Annotated in this window: 13 protein-coding genes; 3 read left to right on the top strand and 10 right to left on the bottom strand. The window is 70.5% G+C overall.

The genetic code is table 11. The features are described from left to right. Positions 1–181: 181 nt before the first annotated feature. The 10 genes from AC0Z36_RS08850 to argC form a co-directional block, all read right to left on the bottom strand. Entirely contained in the window at positions 182–1,048 is an 867-nt protein-coding gene (locus tag AC0Z36_RS08850; protein ID WP_485462180.1) for an SDR family NAD(P)-dependent oxidoreductase, read from the bottom strand. After that, positions 1,045–3,102, bottom strand: coding sequence for a wax ester/triacylglycerol synthase family O-acyltransferase (locus tag AC0Z36_RS08845; RefSeq protein WP_485462179.1), 2,058 nt, complete (start codon positions 3,100–3,102; stop codon positions 1,045–1,047). Before AC0Z36_RS08845 ends, AC0Z36_RS08850 begins: the two co-directional genes overlap by 4 nt. Beyond that, positions 3,099–4,337 carry an alpha/beta hydrolase family protein gene (locus AC0Z36_RS08840; RefSeq protein ID WP_485462178.1) on the bottom strand — a complete coding sequence of 413 codons (1,239 nt, stop codon included), beginning with the start codon at positions 4,335–4,337 and terminating at the stop codon, positions 3,099–3,101. Before AC0Z36_RS08840 ends, AC0Z36_RS08845 begins: the two co-directional genes overlap by 4 nt. A 565-nt stretch (positions 4,338–4,902) precedes the next feature. Beyond that, the gene (locus AC0Z36_RS08835) at positions 4,903–6,537 is read right to left on the bottom strand and encodes a hypothetical protein (protein WP_485462177.1); all 1,635 of its coding nucleotides are present in this window, start codon (positions 6,535–6,537) and stop codon (positions 4,903–4,905) included. A gap of 138 nt (positions 6,538–6,675) precedes the next feature. Beyond that, positions 6,676–8,112 carry an argininosuccinate lyase gene (gene argH, locus AC0Z36_RS08830; protein WP_485462176.1) on the bottom strand — a complete coding sequence of 479 codons (1,437 nt, stop codon included), beginning with the start codon at positions 8,110–8,112 and terminating at the stop codon, positions 6,676–6,678. 125 nt (positions 8,113–8,237) lie between these two features. Then, on the bottom strand, positions 8,238–8,948 hold the full coding sequence (locus AC0Z36_RS08825; protein ID WP_485462175.1) for an argininosuccinate synthase domain-containing protein: 711 nt from the start codon (positions 8,946–8,948) through the stop codon (positions 8,238–8,240). A 57-nt stretch (positions 8,949–9,005) separates the two neighbouring features. After that, positions 9,006–9,593, bottom strand: coding sequence for an arginine repressor (locus tag AC0Z36_RS08820; RefSeq protein WP_485462174.1), 588 nt, complete (start codon positions 9,591–9,593; stop codon positions 9,006–9,008). 51 nt (positions 9,594–9,644) lie between these two features. Beyond that, positions 9,645–10,859, bottom strand: coding sequence for an acetylornithine transaminase (locus AC0Z36_RS08815; RefSeq protein WP_485462173.1), 1,215 nt, complete (start codon positions 10,857–10,859; stop codon positions 9,645–9,647). Continuing rightward, positions 10,856–11,800 (bottom strand): acetylglutamate kinase, encoded by a 945-nt coding sequence (gene argB / locus AC0Z36_RS08810; RefSeq protein WP_485462172.1) that lies wholly within the window; start codon positions 11,798–11,800, stop codon positions 10,856–10,858. The genes AC0Z36_RS08815 and argB overlap by 4 nt, the downstream gene beginning before the upstream one ends. A 119-nt stretch (positions 11,801–11,919) precedes the next feature. Continuing rightward, a complete protein-coding gene (gene argC, locus AC0Z36_RS08805) occupies positions 11,920–12,948 on the bottom strand; it encodes an N-acetyl-gamma-glutamyl-phosphate reductase (protein WP_485462171.1) in 1,029 nt (342 codons plus the stop codon). A 368-nt stretch (positions 12,949–13,316) separates the two neighbouring features. Here argC and AC0Z36_RS08800 point away from each other — a divergent pair, with 368 nt between their 5' ends. From AC0Z36_RS08800 to AC0Z36_RS08790, 3 genes are all read left to right on the top strand, one after another. Next, positions 13,317–15,239, top strand: a complete 1,923-nt coding sequence (locus tag AC0Z36_RS08800; protein WP_485462170.1) for an arabinofuranosyltransferase AftB family protein — start codon at positions 13,317–13,319, stop codon at positions 15,237–15,239. Between the two features lie 214 nt (positions 15,240–15,453). Further along, a complete protein-coding gene (locus AC0Z36_RS08795; protein WP_485462169.1) occupies positions 15,454–17,250 on the top strand; it encodes an arabinofuranosyltransferase AftB family protein in 1,797 nt (598 codons plus the stop codon). After that, positions 17,247–17,972, top strand: a complete 726-nt coding sequence (locus AC0Z36_RS08790; protein WP_485462168.1) for an SDR family NAD(P)-dependent oxidoreductase — start codon at positions 17,247–17,249, stop codon at positions 17,970–17,972. Before AC0Z36_RS08795 ends, AC0Z36_RS08790 begins: the two co-directional genes overlap by 4 nt. Positions 17,973–18,056 lie beyond the last annotated feature (84 nt).

Genomic DNA, 18,056 nt, shown 5'->3' with positions numbered 1-18,056 from the left:
CACAACCGCCGGGCCCGCCCCTACCGGTGGGAGTACGACGCGGACGCCGATCACGCCCGCTACCTCGCCCGCCGTCCCGAAGCGGAGCAGGATGGCGGGCTCTACGCCCAGGCCGCATAGTCCTCACGCCCAGTGACCAATTACCGTCCCGCAACCAGCAAGGAACTTCCGACGCGCTGCACTAGGGCAGCCCGAGGAACTTGCGGATGACCGTGTCCCTGATGCCGTCGACCGGAATCGGCGGCACCAAGTGGGCCAGGTTGTCGATCAGTCCGTTGATGACGAGCGTGCCGTGGGCGTCAGCCCCCACCACGTACCTGGGGCGGGGCGATTCGGCGGTGACCGCGAGCGCGATGGTGCCGGCCACGTCGTCTATGCCGCTCCAGAACCGCTCCATCAGGTGGAACCCCAGGTCGAGCCGGCGGAACGACAGCGCCCAACGGGTGTTTTGGTACCGCTCCTTCGCCGCGGCCATGTCGTCGGTCAGCCCACTGCGGAAACCGCCGGGAGCAACCGTGACCACGTCCACGCCGGTCCCCGCGAGCTCGATGCGCAGCGCGTCGGTGACCGCCTCGAGTGCGTGCTTCCCGGCCTGATACCAGCCCATCATCGGGTAGTTGACCCGGCCGGCGATCGAGGAGATCTGGACGACCCGGCCCCAGCCGCGCGCCTCCATGTGCGGCACGGCCATCCTGGCCAGCCGTACGGGGGCGAAGACGGAGGTCTCCATGAGGTATCCGGCCTCCTGTTCGGAGACCTCCATGACCGGCGCGTAGCTGTGGCCGCCCGCGTTGTTGACCAGCGCGTCGGGGCGGACCTCGTCGATGACGTCCTTGCAGCCCCCTTCGTCGGTGATGTCCAGGATGCGGGTGGCGATCCGCACTCCGGCCGCGTCGGCGGCGGCTTCCACCTCGGCGGCCTTCTCCTTGGTGCGCACCGTGCCGACGACGCTCATGCCGTCTTCGCCGGCCAGCCGGACCGCGGTGCTCAGGCCGAGCCCGGAGTTGGCTCCGGTGATCAGGACAGTCCTGCCCGTACGCTGCCTCACACTCCCGCCCGGGACGGGGCGGGGACTTTGGTGTGGGCGGCCGACTTGCCCGGGGGCTTGCCGGAGCCCTGCTCCGCTGAGTGCCCGCCGGACCGGCGTGGTGCGGGCAGTTTGACCGGGGTGTGTTCAGGCGTACGGTCCGGAGCCTGCGTCGACCGGGTGGGTCCGGGGTCGGGGTCGGGCGTGGGCGCGGAGTCCGGGGTGGACGGCACCGCAGCCTCCTCAGCGGTGGCGGGCATCTCCAGCGGCGTGGCCGCCGGCTCCGGGCCGACCGGCGGCTGTTTCGCGGCGGGCGGTCCGGCGGTGCGCGTCTTCGCGGCAGCCGGCCGTACGCCCGCCGTCTTCTGTCCCGCGGACCCGGGCTCGGGCTCGGGCTCGGCCACCGTGACGACTGTGCACGCTGGGTCCGTCGCCCCCTGCCCGCCGGGCTGGGGCTCCCCCGCCCGGCCTGCGACCTTGCTGCGCGGCGGTTTCGGCGGCGTCACCGGGGACTTGGCCGGGCGGCGCTTGGCGGCGGCACGGGTCGTCCGTACTGCCTTCTGCGGCTTCTCCGGTTTTCCGGTTGCGGCCCCGCCAGTGTCCGACGGACCGTCAACAACCTTGTCCGGTAAAGGTGCTGACACAGGGTCGGCGACCAGCCTGGTTCCCGTGTCGTGCGTCGGCGTGAACTCGTGCGCGGCCTTCAGCAGCACGTTCAGCTGGTCGACGATGCTGTCGGCGAGCGCGAACGGGTCGGGCAGCATCTCCTTGCCGGACAGGACGCCGATGTCTATCTGGTCGTCGTAGCTCATGCCGCCGATGAACAGCCCGAACCCGTCGCCGATGATGCCCATCGAATGGAACGCCTCCACTTTCTGACCCTGCGAGTACAAAACCGCCCGCGGTCCCGGAACGTTGGAGGTGATCGCATTGCTGATCGGCGGCAGCAGCGCGCCGAGCTTCGCGCCGCGGAACACCTTGCCGCCCAGGGCCAACAGGGCGGGCGGCGGCGCGTCGGCGAGGTTCGCCAGCATGTCGTTGCCGAGCTTCCCCTGGACCGCCTTGGACGCCATGGAGTTCTCGTGCACGCACAGCAGCCGTTCGGCCGCGTCGTCCACATCGGTGGAGAGGTCCACGAGCATGCCGCTGATCATGTTGCCGCCGGGCCGGTCCACGCCCTGACTGGCGTCCACCGGGACAATAGTGACCAGTGAACTGTCCGGGGCTTCGCCGAAGCGCTCCAGTTGTTCGCGGACCGCGCCGCCGACCAGCGCCAGGTAGACATCGTTGATCTTGACGCCGAAGGTGTCCTTGATGAACTTCACGTCGGACAGGCTGATCGTGCAGAAACCGTACGAACGCTCTTTCGTGACCGTGTCGTTGAAGCGGGTCTTCGGCATGCCGATGAGCGGCACGGCCTGCCCGAGGCGGCCGGTGGCGGCGGCCTGGATGCCGCCCTGCACCGTGCCGAGCAGCGACTTGCCGAGCCGGACCGGGGTGGCGCCGACGTACTTGACCGTCTCCACCAGCCCGGCCAGACCCTGCGGCGCGGCGACGGGGTCCATCGCGCCGGGCGGCGGTCCCGCGGGGACGCCCCCCTCCACGTCACGGTCGAAGAAGATCTCCTGCATCGCCGCGCCGGCCCGGCCGTCGATACACGTGTGGTGCACCTTCCACAGGTGCGCGACCCGGCCGTCGGCCAGACCGTCGACGACCCACCACTCCCACAGCGGCCGGTCGTGCGGCATCCGGTGCTGGTAGACCTCCACCGCCAGTTCGGACAACTGTCCGCGTCCGCCCGGCGCGGCGACCGTCGCCCGGTGCATGTGGTTGTCGAGTTCAAAATCCGGGTCGTCGATCCAGTGCGGGCGCACCAGGCCGAGCGGGTGCTCCACCAGCCTGCGGCTCAGCAACGGGAGACGGTGCAGCCGGGCGCGCAGTGTCTCCTTGAACACGTCGTAGTCGATCCGCCCGCCGGTGTCCGAGGCGTCGACGATGGTCAGGCAGATGACATGCATCGGCCATGTCTCCGACTCGAGTGCCAGAAAGGCCGAGTCCAGACCGGAGAGCTTCACCAGTTGTTCCTCCTTCCGATGCCCGAGGCGAGCAGGGCATCGTCAATGAAACGTCGGGTCTGCCGGTTCCACATCGCCCCCACGTGGGACCCGCGGTACCAGCAGACGCTTGGTTCGTCCCAGTGCTTCCACAACCGGTAGGCCTGCTGCGGCGTGGCCATCCGGTCGGCAAGCCCGGCGTAGACGAACCGCCGGTCCAGCGGAACCCGCGGCGTGAGCGCCAGCGGGGAGACCACCCGGTGCACCGTCTCGGCGTCCTCGCCGAGCAGCCCGGCGGCCTGCACTTCACGTTTGACGTCGTCGGGCACGTGGTGCGACATGACCCAGGCCATGTCCACCGACGGGACGCCGACGATCACACAGTCGAGGTCCTCGAGGCTCGCGAGCAGTGCCGCGGTGTACGCGCCGAGCGAGAGCCCGTGCACCGCCACCGACGTCGCGCCCTGCTCCCTGGCCCAGGAGATGCAGCGCCGCACGTCCCAGACCGCCTGGCCCAGGCCGTGCACGTTGCCGAGGTAGTCGAACGAGATGAACGGGGTGTCCTGGGTCCGCGCGCCCTTGCGCGGACCGTGCATCGGGAGCACCGGGTGGATCACGTTGACACCGAAGTCGCGGTGCATGGTCATCGAGCGGAACGCGACCAGGTCACTGGGCTTGCCCATCCCGAAGCCGTGCAGGTTGACCAGCCACGGACGGGGCCTGCCCGGATGCCGCAGGACGTACGCCCACACCCGCTGGTTCGCCCCCGCCGCCTGCCAGCGGACAGCCCCCGGGATCCCCGGGAAGGGCTGGTAGCCGCTGTCGAAACTGATCTGCTCGTAGCTGACCGTGCCGAAGAACTTGCCGCGGACGACCGGGTCGGTCAACGGCGGCGGGTCCTCGTGGAACGCCGCCGGGGAGTCCAGGTAGGTCTCCGCCCGGAACTTCTGCACGGCGTCGTCGATCTCGTGCCGGATCCGCAGGGCGTCCTCCGGCCCCGGCGACAGGCGGGCGGTGGACATGAACGCCACCACGAGCTCGTCGAGGAACGCGGCGGACACCAGCCCCGGGGTCGGGAAGGCGGTCGGCATGTCCGGGTAGTTGCGGCGCTCGGTGCGCAGCGACCGGACGTAGGACCGGACGCCGAACCCGACGGACCGCGGAACGCTGCGCAACACCTGCCCGACGGGTATGTCGGAGAGCATCGAAGCGGAGTTCTCGCCCTCGGAACGTATTCGGCGCAGGTAGTCGAACATGAGTGAGGCCCCTCCCCCGGGTCCGCCTTCAGCGATCACAGCAGGTTGGTCACCGTTGACCATTTGTGATCACATCCAACGCTGAAGATCACCTAAAGTCGCCACCCGACAACTCTCCGGCGATCCGGCACGGCCGACACTAGTACAGGTTCAACGGAGCGAACACAGGCCCTAGCCAGTAGTAACGACGATTTCACACGGCGCACCGCTGCCCTTAACCCTCGGGGGCGTCCACGCGACCGGCGGTACCCTGCCCCGAAATCCGCACGTGCGACAGGTGCATCAGCCACCTGACGTGAAGTCGCTCAGACGTCCGGCTTCCTGACGTCCTCCGGGCGTCCTTTCAGACATCGGCCGACCGGCGTACGGATGACCCGCGGGCGGTGTGACGACGAAAAACCGGCCGTCGGCTGACGGCCGGTTCTTCGCGCTGCGGAGTGTCCCTCCGGTCGTCGCGTTTCCTCAACCCGCGTGTTTCGTCAACCACGGTCCCGCTTCGGTGCGGCGCCGCGCCCGCTCAGTGCAGCACCGACTCAGTGCAGCACCGACTCAGTGCAGCACCCGCTCAGTGCAGCGTCACGTCGTCGTGCAGTGCGACCTTGCCGAGTTCCGTGTGCCCGCCGGGGTGCCGCCACCACATCAGCCGGGCCGCCTGCGGCGTGTTCGCCTGGACGTTGCACCGCCACGCGGTCGCGCCGTCGATACGGACGAGGTACGGGCTGCCGGCCGGTCCGGTGCGCTTCTTGCGGACCTCCCGCGCCGGCACCTCCTTGGCCCGGTCGGTCAGTACCTCGACGCACACCCGCAGCACCCGGGCCCGTTCGACGCGCTCCAGCGCCGCCAGGGAATCCAGCCAGTCGGGGCCCAGGAGGTAACCCTGCTCCAACGGCCAGGAGGGCCGCTCCGCTTCGGCGACGGTGCGCAGCCAGGTCTCTTCGATCTCGTATCTGAACTGGCGTTCAGGATCGGAGTAGACGGTCGGGACCGTGTCGCCGCACGCGGTCGTCTGGTCCTCCAGTGCCTTGGTCCGGCGCTGGAGCTCGCTTTTCTCCTTGCGGCCCGCGGTCAGTTCCTCGCGCTGGTCGGCGCAGGTGCGGATCATCCCGCGCAGTTCGGCGTCGGCCGCCTTGCGTTGTTCCTGTTCGTGGTGGAAACGCCGCTCCCAGCCCTCCGCCAGTGACTCCGCCGCCTTGACCGCGTCGTCGAGGGCGTCCTTCTGCCCGGCTACCGCGCCGAGTTCCTCGCGGAGGGTGTCCAGCTCGGAGGTGACGGTGTGCAGGGCGGCCTGGAAGCGCTTCAGGGAGTTCTGGGCGGCGACGAGTTGCGCTTTGAGTTTGACGTCGGCGGGGCGGGGCCGGGGTTCCGGCTCCACCGCGGGTTCCGGTGCGGCAGGAGGGGGCGCTTCCCGGCCGAAGGCTGGGGGAGGTGCGGGCCCGTCGCCCGGTTTGGCGGGTACGGCCTTGGGCCGGCCGAAAACCAGTGCCGGGGTGGGGATCCGGGAGATCTTCGCGGGCGGGACGGCGGCGACTGCGGGCAGGGCTGTGGTCGCGGCCCGGGTGGGCTGGGCCGCCGGAACTGACGGGCCGGCCGGCACGGACAGCGGAGGCGACGGTGTGGGCCCCGGCGGGCGCGGCACCGGTGTGGGTGCCGGTGTGGAAAGCGCCGCCGGAACTGACGGAGCCGCCGGTCCCGGTTTGGGCGTGACGAAGCGGGCGAGCGCCTCGACCGCGGACGGCCCGAGCGCTCCGGCGACACTGGGCCGCGCGGCCGGCGCCACCGGCTTCGGCGGGCCCCACTCGACGGAGTCGAGGATTTCGCGTATCCGCTGCACGGCCGCCTTCTCCGCTCCCGGGTGGACCTGCACCAGCGGGTGCCGCCCCCGCTCGTCCTTGGGGTGGGCCCCGACCCGGAACACCCGGACCGCGCCGCCGTACGTGTTGAGCTCGGGGCCCAGGAGGTCGGACAGCTCCCAGGCCGCCCCGGGGTCGGTCAGACAGGCTATGTGCGGACCTTCGCCCAGTTCGGCACCGAGGGTGTCCGGGTCCAGGAGCAGACCACGGTCACGGGAGGGGGTCAGCAGCACCAGCGGTTCATAGCGCAGCGGGTCGAAAATATGCTCGACAAGATGGCGGATCCGGTCCTTGCCGTAGCGGGACGCCCCGCCTCTGCCCGATCGGGACTGTCCTGGCTGTGCCTGCATCGCTTCCCCTCCTCTCACACGTGTTGTCCTTTCCGGTGTACGCACAACGAATACCTGAATACAGCTGGTGCCCGGAACTCGTGACGAATTCCGGGCACCGCGTGTCGCGTTCCGTCCATGGTTCGGACAGACGGTCGGTCAGCCTCGGACCCGTCGTCCGCCGGCTGCCCAGGCACGCTGGACGTCGAGGTCCTTGTGCAGCTCGGCGAGCTGTTCGGCGACGCGCACGGGTGCGGTGCCGCCACGGCCGTCGCGGGAGGTGATCGAGCCGATGACGGTGAGTACGGAGCGTACCTCCGGAGTCAACGTCCCGGAGATCTCTTCGAGTTGTTCGTCCGTCAGGTCCCACAGTTCCATGCCGCGCGGCTCACAGAAGCGCACACACGCACCGGCGACCTCATGGGCCACCCGGAACGGCGTGCCCTGCCGGACCAGCCACTCGGCGATGTCGGTGGCCAGTGCGAATCCGGCCGGGGCCAGCTCCTCCAGGCGGGCGCGGTGGAAGGTCAGCGTCGCGACCATCCCGGTGAACGCCGGGAGCAGCACCTCAAGGGTGTCGATGGAGTCGAAGACCGGCTCCTTGTCCTCCTGGAGGTCCCGGTTGTACGCCAGCGGCAACGCCTTGAGGGTGGCCATCAGACCGGCGAGGTTTCCGATGAGCCGGCCTGACTTGCCGCGGGCCAGCTCGGCGATGTCCGGGTTCTTCTTCTGCGGCATGATCGACGAGCCGGTGGAGAACGCGTCGTGCAGCGTGACGAAGGAGAACTCCTTCGTGTTCCAGATGATGATCTCTTCGGCGATCCGGGAGAGGTTCACCCCGAGCATCGCGGTGATGAACGCGAACTCCGCGAACACGTCGCGCGCGGCGGTGCCGTCGATCGAGTTCGCCGCGGAGGCGGAGAAGCCGAGCTCGTGGGCGACCTGCTCGGGGTCGAGGCCGAGGGTCTGCCCGGCGAGCGCGCCGGAGCCGTACGCGGAGACGTCGGCCCGCCGGTCCCAGTCGCGCAGCCGGTCCGCGTCCCGGGAGAACGCCTGGACGTGCGCGAGCAGGTGGTGGGCGAGCAGCACCGGCTGGGCGTGCTGGAGGTGGGTGCGGCCCGGCATGGCCACGTCGGCGTGCGCCTCAGCCTGCCCGATGAGGGCCTGCTGCAGGTCGGCGACCAGGGTGCCGATGGTCCGCGCGTGGTCGCGCAGGAACATCCGGCCGAGGGTCGCGACCTGGTCGTTGCGGGACCGTCCGGCGCGCAGCTTGCCGCCGAGGTCCGGGCCCAGGCGTTCCAGGAGGCCGCGCTCCAGCGCGGTGTGGACGTCCTCGTCCTCGATGGTGGGCGTGAACGTCCCGGCGGCGACCGCCGCGGCCAGGTCGTCGAGCCCGTCGAGCATGCGCGAGAGTTCGTCGTCGGTCAGCAGCTCGGAGCCGTGCAGCACACGCGCGTGTGCCTTGGATCCCGCGATGTCGTACGGGGCCAGCCGCCAGTCGAAGTGGACCGAGGCCGACAGTTTGATCAGCGCCTCGCTGGGGCCGTCGGAGAACCTGCCTCCCCACAGGCGGGTGGTCTCGGGGGTGTTCGTCACAGGGTGCTCTCCTTGGGGGCTGCGCGTACCGGGGTGAGGACCGCCGGGCGGCCGTCGCAAGTGATGCCCGCGACGGACACCCGGCACTGGGGTCCCGCTGGTGGAGAAGTGTTACTGCGAAGGTGTCAGTCACCGGCCAGGTCGCGCTCAGCGGCCATCTTCGCCGACAGGCCGAACAGGTCGATGAAGCCCTTGGCCGCGCTCTGGTCGAACGTGTCGCCGGTGTCGTACGTGGCCAGGCCGAAGTCGTACAGCGACTCCTCGCTGCGCCGGCCGGTGACGACCGCGCGCCCGAACACGTTCTGGTCGATGGAGTACGGCGACTTCTTCGTCGTGACGATCGGCAGGTTGTTGCGGTCGGCGAACTCGATCGCCTTGTCCCGGGTCATCGCGTAGTCGCGGACCGGCGCGACGCACTTGAGCCCGGGGGCCAGCGACGTGATGCCGACCTCGAAGCGCACCTGGTCGTTGCCCTTGCCGGTACAGCCGTGCGCGACCGTGGTGGCGCCGTGCTTGCGCGCGGCGGCGACCAGGTGCTTGACGATCAAAGGCCGCGACAGCGCGGAGACCAGCGGGTAGCGGTCCATGTAGAGGGCGTTGGACTGGATCGCCTTGAGGCAGTACTCATCGGCGAACTCGTCACGGGCGTCGGCCACTTCGGCCTCGACTGCACTGCAGGCCAGGGCCCGCTTGCGGATGACCTCAAGGTCCTCACCGTCCTGGCCGACGTCGACGGCGACGGCGATCACCTCGGCGCCCGTCTCCTCGGTGATCCAGCCGATGGCGACAGAGGTGTCCAGACCTCCGGAATAGGCGAGTACGACGCGCTCGGTCACGAGCGTTCTCCATTCAGGCGTGCGCATTGGTGCGGAGATGAACAGGAGGTCGGGGGGTCAGGAGACCCGGTGCTCGGCCAGGGCCAGCAGGTGCGCGGCCAGGGCCGCCGCACCGTCCGGGTCGCGACTGACGATCATGATGGTGTCGTCGCCGGCGATGGTCCCCAGGATGCTGCGGTTCTCCGCGTGGTCCATCGCCGAGGCCAGGAAGTGCGCCGCCCCCGGCGGGGTTCGGACCACGACCAGGTTGGCCGAGGACTCGGCGGAGACCAGGAGCTCGCCCGCGAGGCGGGCCAGTCGGCCCTCGTAGACGGACTCGTCCATCGGCGGCCGCGGGGTGCGGTCGCCGCCCTCGGCCGGTACGGCGTAGATCAGCGAGCCGGCGCCGTCGCGGATCTTGACGGCCCCGAGTTCGTCGAGGTCCCGCGAGAGGGTCGCCTGGGTCACGGCGAGGCCGTCGTCGGCGAGCAGCTTGGCCAGTTGGCTCTGTGACCGGACCCGTTGCCGGGTCAGCAGGTCGACGATCCGCCGGTGCCGGGCGGACCGGGTGCTGGGTACGGCGTAGACCCCGTCGGGGGCCGCCTTCGGCAGTTCCGCACTGTGCGGTTCCGCTTTGGGTGCCGCGGCCTTCGGCCCGCTGCTCATGACGGCCCCGCCGTCCTTCGTCGCTGGCCCATGAAGTGGGTAGAGGTCATCTCAGGCTCCTTGAGCGGACGGGACGGACGCCGCGGCGGTGTCCAGGATGGCGGGCAGCGCGGCCAGGAAGGCGTCGATGTCCTCGTCCGTGACCACGAGTGGCGGCGCGAGCCGGATCCGGCCGGGCACCGGGGCGTTGATGAGGAAGCCGCGTTCCTGCGCCGCGGTCTGGGCCGCGGCCGACACCGGCTGGTTCAGCACGATGCCCAGGAGCAGCCCGGTGCCCTCGACCCGGTCGACCAGCGGGTGGCCCAGCCCGGCGACCGACGTCTTGATCTTCTCGCCGAGCTTCGCGGCCCGGCCGCAGAGGTCCTCCGACTCGATGGTCCGCAGGACCGCGAGGGCCACGGCGCAGCACACCGGGTTCCCGCCGAAGGTGGTGCCGTGCTGGCCGGGGGTCAGGAGGTCGGCGGCGGCGCCGAAGGCGACGGTCGCGCCGATGGGCAGTCCGCCACCCAGGCCCTTGGCCAGGGTGACGACGTCCGGTTCGACGCCGTGTGCCTGGTGCGCGAACCAGGAGCCCGTCCGGCCGACACCGGTCTGGATCTCGTCGAGGATGAGCAGGGCGCCGGCCGCTGTGGTGATCTCCCGGGCCGCGGTCAGGTAGCCGGCCGCGGGTTCGACGACGCCGTTCTCTCCCTGTACCGGTTCGAGGATCACTGCGGCGGTCTGCGGGCCGACGGCGGCGCGCAGCGCTTCAGCGTCGCCGTACGGCACGAACGTGATGTCCGGCAGCAGCGGTTCGAACGGCTGCTTCTTCCGCGGCTGGCCGGTGAGCGACAGGGCGCCCATCGTCCGGCCGTGGAAGGCGCCGACGGTGGAGACGGTCTCCGGCCGGCCGGTGCGCCGGGCGATCTTCAGCGCGGTCTCGTTGGCCTCGGCCCCGGAGTTGGAGAAGAAGACGCGCCCCGGGCGGCCGAGCAGGCCGAGGAGCTTCTCGGCCAGCGCCACCGGCGGCTCGGAGACGTACAGGTTCGAGACGTGCCCGAGGGTGCTGATCTGGTGGGTGGCCGCTTCGACCACCGCGGGGTGGGCGTGTCCGAGGACGTTGACCGCGATGCCCGCGAGCAGGTCGGTGTACTCGTTGCCGTCGGCGTCCCACACGTGCGCGCCCGCACCCCGGACGAGGGTGAGTTCCGGCGTGCCGTAGTTGTCCATCAGCGCGCCCTGCCAGCGGGCGGCGTAGGCCTTGTTGTCATCCGCGGTGATGCTCATGCGCTCTTCTCCCCCAGCTTCGTGACGACGACCGTCGGACCGTCGGGCAGCACTTCGGTGCCGACACCCTCGTCGGTGAACACTTCGAGGAGCAGCGAGTGCGGGACCCGGCCGTCCAGGACGTGTGCCTTGGGCACGCCGCCCTGTACGGCCCGCAGGCAGGCTTCCATCTTCGGGACCATGCCGCTGGCCAGCGTCGGCATCATCGCTTCGAGTTCGGAGGCGCTGAGCTGGCTTATGACCTCGTCGGAGTCCGGCCAGTCGGCGTACAGTCCTTCGACGTCGGTGAGGATGACCAGTTTCTCCGCGCCGAGTTCGGCGGCGAGCGCGGAGGCGGCGGTGTCGGCGTTGACGTTGTAGACGTGGCCGTCGGTGCCGCGGGCCACGGACGAGACCACGGGGACGCGGCCGTCAGCGATCAGGGCCCGGATCGCGCCGGGGTTGACCTCGACCACGTCGCCGACGCGGCCGATGTCGACCTTCTTCCCGTCGACGATCGCGTGCCGCTTCTCGGCGATCATCGTGTGCGCGTCCTCGCCGGTCATGCCCACGGCGTACGGGCCGTGCGCGTTGATCAGGCCGACGATCTCCCGCTGGACCTGCCCGGCCAGGACCATCCGGACCACGTCCATGGCCTCAGGGGTGGTGACCCGCAGGCCGCCGGTGAAGGTGGACTCCAGGCCGAGCTTCTCCAGTTGGGCGCTGATCTGCGGGCCGCCGCCGTGCACGACGACCGGCTTGAGGCCGGCCAGACGCAGGAAGACGATGTCCTGGGCGAACGCGGCCTTGAGTGCTTCGTCGACCATCGCGTTGCCGCCGAACTTGACGACGACGGTCTTACCGCGGAAGCGCTCCAGCCAGGGCAGCGCCTCGATCAGCGTGTGCGCCTTGGCGAACGCGTTGTTGTTGCGTCCCTGTTTTCCGGCCGACTCGGTGCGCATCTTCTCCCCCTGCTGAATTTCGCCGCTCGAAGCCGCACGTCCCCGGATCCCGCCGTCGCTGACGCTCCGGTGCGATCCGCGCGCGCCCCCGCGGCTTGGACCGGGCTTGATGGTGCCGGTCACGGGGCCACGCCCGCCATGCTCAGACCCAGCGTCTCGTCGAGACCGAGGGCGATGTTGGCGCTCTGCACGGCTCCGCCGGCGGTGCCCTTGACCAGGTTGTCGATCGCGCCGACGGCGACCAGGCGGCCGGACCGCTCATCGAGGGCGACCTGCACCACGGCGGTGTTCGCGCCGTAGGTCATCGAGGTGGCCGGCCACTGCCCCTCGGGCAGCAGGTGGACGAAGGGCTCGTCCGCGTACGCCTTCTCATAGGCGGCCCGGATGTCGGCGTAGCCCACGCCCGGCTTCACCTTGGCGGTGCAGGTGGCCAGGATGCCGCGGGACATGGGCGCGAGTGTCGGGGTGAAGGAAACGGTCACCGTCCCGCCCGCAGCGGCCTTCAGGCCCTGGGTGATCTCCGGGCTGTGCCGGTGCGTGCCGCCGACGCCGTACGCGCTCATCGAACCCATGACCTCGCTGCCGAGCAGGCTGACCCTGGCCGCCTTGCCGGCCCCGGAGGTCCCCGAGGCGGCGACGACCACGAGGTCGGGCTCGACGAGCCCGGCGGCGAAGGCCGGAACGGTCGCGAGCAAGGAGACCGTCGGGTAGCAGCCGGGGACGGCGATCCGCTTGGTGCCGTGCAGCGCCGCCCGGCCCCCGGGCAGTTCCGGCAGGCCGTACGGCCAGGTCCCGGCGTGCGGCGAGCCGTAGAATTCGGTCCAGTCGGCCGGGTCGGTCAGCCGGAAGTCCGCGCCGCAGTCGACGACGAGCACGTCCTCGCCGAGCTGGGCGGCCAGCGGCCCCGACTGCCCGTGCGGCAGCGCCAGGAAGACGACGTCGTGCCCGGCCAGGTTCTCCGGGGTGGCCTCGACGAGCAGCCGGCGGGCCAGCGGCAGCAGGTGCGGCTGGACGGAGCCCAGGAGCTGCCCGGCGTTGGAGTGCGCGGTCAGTGTGCCGATCTCGAACCGCGGGTGGGCCAGGAGCAGGCGCAGGATCTCGCCACCCGCATAACCACTCGCCCCTGCCAGTGCCGCCCGTACGCGCATCTCAACCCCTCCTCGAAACCGTAGGCATGACTATACGGAAGTCGGAAAGTTTATGCAATGAACGTTCCGCCGTCCGCCCCCGTACGCAATCCGTACGAATGAACCACCCGCGTTGCGCCCGCGCATCCCGGCCCGCGCTGTCCGGAACTCCGCCACGACCGCCGGACAGTGACGGGAAAATCCCCGGGCCTGAGCCCGTGGGATAGGATCCGGAGACTGTTTCCCCCCGCCCGCACACCCCCTCCGAGGGGTGCCCGGACCACCCGCGAGCCGGTCAGGGCGCATCCCGCAGGGCCCGCCCGGACTCCGCGCGGCACTGCGGGAGCACCCCGGCACCCCGCCTGACGAGACGAACGAGAACACCAGACGTGACGACCTCACTGGGACCCGCCGAGCACTCCGGGGCCCCCGCGACCGGCGGCGACCCCGGTCCCCGCCCGACCGCGCCCGCAGGACCCCGCACCTCCCGCGCCGCCCTGCTCCGTCGTTGGGACCTGGTCGCCATCGCCGTCCCCGTCGTCGTCTTCGCGGTGCTCGGCTGGTCCAAGCGCTGGGTGACGGACGACGGCCTGATCTTCACCCGCGCCGTACGGCAGATCACCGCGGGCAACGGCCCGGTGTACAACATCGGCGAACGCGCCGAGACGTCCACCTCCACCGTCTGGCAGTGGCTGCTGGCCCTGGCCGACTGGGTCACCCCGTTCGAGACTGCCCGGATGGCCGTCTACCTCGGGCTCCTCCTCTCCGTCGCCGGTGTGTACCTGGCCCTGGACGCCACCCGCCGCCTGTACCGCGACCTGGGCGTGACCAGGTTCCTCGTCCCGGCCGGTGTGCTGGTCTTCATCGCTGTCCCGTCGGTGTGGGACTTCACCACCGCCGGCATGGAGACCGGCCTGATCACCTTCTGGATCGGCGCCTCCTGGCACCTCCTGGTGACCGCCTCCCAGAAAGCCCAGCAGGCCCGGACACAACCAGCCCGGACACAACAATCCCCGGCACAACCAGCCCCGGCACAACCAGCGGAGTCGGCGACGCGGGGCACCCGCATCGCCCTGTCCCGCACCCTGGCCACGGCCTGCTGGCTGGGTCTGGGCCCCCTGGTCCGCCCGGACCTCGGCCTGGCCATGCTCGTGCTCCTGGTCGCGTTCGCCGTCCTGACCCGGGGCGGCTGGAAGCGCGGCATCCTCACCCTCGTCGCCGCCGGCGCGCTCCCGGGCGCGTACGAAATCTTCCGGATGGGCTACTACGGGCTGGTCTTCCCGATGCCCGCGCTCACCAAAGAGGCGGGCGAGTCCCTGTGGGGCCGCGGCTGGGACTACCTGACCGACTACCTGCAGCCGTACTACCTCTACGTCCCCCTCGCGCTCCTGGCCCTGGCCGCGCTAGCCCTCCTGCGCAACCGGCGTCCCGACCGCCCGACCGTGATCCTGCTGGCCACGCCGGTGGTGACCGCCCTCGCCCAGACGGTCTACGTGCTCAAGGTCGGCGGCGACTTCATGCACGGCCGCATGTGGCTGCCGGTGCTTCTCCTGCTGCTGCTCCCCCTCCTGCTGCTGCCGGTCGACCGGCTGACGCTGCCCGCGGTCGCCGGAATCGCCGCGTGGGCGGTGTTCTGCGGCGGGTTCATCCGGACCGCCGCGATCACCACGCCGTCGTCCGAGCCCGGCAAGAACCAGGTGTGGAACGAACGTGACGCGTACACGACCTGGACCGGGACGGACAATCCGACGACCCAGCAGGTGCACATCAACACCCTGCCGACCGTCGACCGGGAACTGCGGGCGGCCGGGCAGGCGGGCCGGCGTGAGCTGCTGACCGACCCGAACTACACCGCGCTGCCGCCGCTGCCGCTCAAGTCCGGTCTCGCCCACGACTACACGGAGGGTGTGATCATCGGCCGGCTGGGCGTCGGCGGCGCGATCGTGCCGCTGGACGGCGTCGTGGTGGACGTCTGGGGTCTTTCGAACACCATCGGGGCGCACATCACCCAGACCCAGCACAACGCGGCGGGCCACGAGAAGCTGCTCCCGGCCGCGTGGAACATCGCCCTGTACGTCGATCCGTCGGGTGACCGGCTTGTCCCCGCCCGGCTCGCCACCGCCGAGGACATCCGTGCGGCCCGCGCCGCGCTGCAGTGCGGTGACCTCAAGGAACTCGTCGAATCGGTGAACGCCCCGCTGACCGCCGGCCGCTTCTGGCAGAACCTGACCGGTGCGGTGGACCGGACCAAGCTGCGGATCCCGCCGGACCCGAAACTGGCCGAGCAGAAGTTCTGTGGTCCGGGACGCTGAACCGGGCCGCCGCAAACCGGGCGACCGCGGACCACACCACCGCGGACCACACCACCGACGACCGCACCACCGACGACCGCACCACCGACGACCGCACCACCGACGACCGCACCACCGACGACGAGTGCCGTAACAACCCCACGCACGAGGTGAGCACTATCGTGACGGACTGTACGCAGATCCCAGCGTCGACCGATCCGGAGCCACGCACGTCATGAGCCTCGTCCACCTGTTGTCCGGACGACCGGCCCCGGAACCCGCCCCGGAGGGGACCGTCGGGCCCCCGCGACAGGTCGCGCGGTGGAACCTGGCGATGGTCGCACTGCCCGCCGTGACCGTCCTGATCGCCGGCTGGAGCCGCCGCTGGATCAGCGACGACGGATTGATCTTCACCCGTACGGTCCGGCAGATCCTGGCGGGCCACGGCCCCGTCTACAACATGGGCGAACGCGCCGAGGCGTCCACGTCCACCCTGTGGCAGTGGATCCTCGTCGCGGCCGGCTGGCTCACCCAGATGGACATCGGCCGACTGGCCGTACTCCTCGGTCTGCTGTGCACGGTCGCCGGCTACGCCCTGGCCCTGGACGGCACCCGCCGCCTGTACGACGGTACGAACGCGCTTCTGCTCCCGGTGGGTATCGCCGTTCCGCTCGCGCTGCCGCCCGTCTGGGACTTCGCGACGTCAGGGCTGGAGACAGGCCTGGGCACCGCGTGGGCGGGCGGCGGCTGGTGGCTTCTGGTCCGTACGCTCTCCTCGTCGGGACCCCGCACGTCGTTCGCCCTGGCGTTCCTCGCCGGCCTCGGCCCGACGGTCCGTCCGGACCTGGCCATCGCGTCGGCCGGGTTCCTGATCGCCGCGTGGTTCACCCTGCGCCCCCGCTGGCCGTCGGCACTCGCCCACGCGGCGGTCGCCGTCGCGTTGCCGCTCGCGTACGAGATCTTCCGCACGGGTTACTACGGGGTCGTGCTCCCCCTCCCGGCGATCACCAAGGAGGCGGGGAACTCCGACTGGTCGCGCGGCCTGACCTACCTCGAAGACCTCAGTGCCCCGTACGCCCTGTGGCTTCCGCTGGTCCTCCTGGCCGCCGTCCTGACCACCACCGTCACCCGCGGCTACAGAACCGGACAGCGGACACCCGGCCCCCGGCTCGCCGTCCTCCTCATGCCGGTCGTCTGCGGCATCGTGATGATGACGTACGTGATCCGTGTCGGCGGCGACTTCATGCACGGCCGGATGCTCCTCCCGGGCCTGTTCATGCTCCTGCTTCCGGTGCTCCTCCTCCCCGCCGGCCGCCTCACCCTGCCGCTGGCCGCCGCCCTGTGCGTCTGGGCCGTCGTGTGCGCCGTCGCCCTGCGCGTCCCGTACGTCGGCGTCATCGGCGACCAGGGCATCGCCGACGAACGCGGTTTCTACCGCACCCAGACGAAGACGGACCATCCGACGACGGCGGACTCCTACCTGCGCAACTTCCCGCGTTTCCCCGAGGCCGTACGCATCGCCAGAACGCAGTACAACCACGTGCTCGTCTACGCGTGGCACGACGGCTTCTCGGTGACCCCGCTGAGCCCTTCGGTCAAGGCGACCGACGCGACGGTGTGGGGCAACCTCGGCGTCAACGGCGCGGCGGTGCCGCTCAACGGTCTGTCAGTCGACGTACTCGGCCTGGCCTATCCACTCGCAGCCCACGTCGAACTGACGAAGCGCGGCCGTCCGGGGCACGAGAAGGAGATCGACATCGCCTGGGTGTTCGCCGAGTACACGGACAAGGAAACGGTCCTGCCGCCGGGTGTGGACCCGCTCCGGGTGGCGGCGGCGCGGTACGCGCTGACCTGCGGCCCACTGAAGGAGCTCCAGGAGTCGGTGCGCGCACCGATGACGGCCAGCCGTTTCTGGAAGAACCTCACCGGCTCGGTGGACCGCACATCGTTCCGTTTCCCGAACGACCCGATCAAGGCCGTGCAGCAGATCTGCGGGGCCGGCGAAGTGCCCGAGGAGTACAAACCGAAGTGACGACCGCACTGATCACCGGAGCAACGCGCGGCATCGGCCGCGCGACCGCCGAACACCTCGCGTCGCGGGGTGCCGCAGTCGGCCTCCTCGGCCGCTCGGCCGCGGCGCTGGAACCTGTCGCTGAGGCGTGCGCCGCGCACGGTGTCCGGGTGGCGACCGCCGTGGCCGACGTCAACGACGCCGATGCCGTACGGTCCGCTGTCGCGTCGGTGACCGCGACACTCGGCGACATCGACCTGGCCGTCAACAGCGCCGGTCTCATCGACGAAGCCGAAGTGCCTTTCTGGGAAGCCGACATCGACCAGTGGTGGTCGGTCATGGAGACCAATCTGCGCGGCGTCGCCAACGTCTCGCACGCAGTTCTCCCCGGAATGGTCGCGCGTGGCTCCGGACGCATCGTCAACCTGGCCAGCGGCATGGGGACTTCGCCGTTCCCGACGTACTCGGCGTACTCGACGTCGAAGGGCGCGCTACTGCTGCTCACCGCCAATATGGCCGACGAGCTTGCGGAACACGGCGTGTTCGTCTTCGACATCTCGCCCGGTGCGGTCCTCAGCGACATGACGGCGACCCGCCCGATGTTCGCGGGCAAGACCGACTGGTACGACGTCCAGTTGTTCCTGAACGCCGTCACCCGCGTCACCGCCGGCGATCTCGACGCGCTGACCGGCCGGTTCATCCACGCGGCCAAGGACGACCTGGACGAGCTGCTGCGCGCCTGACGGCCCCGGCTGCGATGGTCCTGGGCTTTCGCAGGGCGGCCCATGCCGGGCCACAGTACTCTGCGAAGTCCAGGACCGCCGCAA

It is taken from the genome of Kitasatospora sp. UYEF31 (assembly GCF_057291755.1).
Note: the sequence above shows the minus strand (reverse complement) of the source record. Positions and strands in the feature narration are given on the sequence as shown.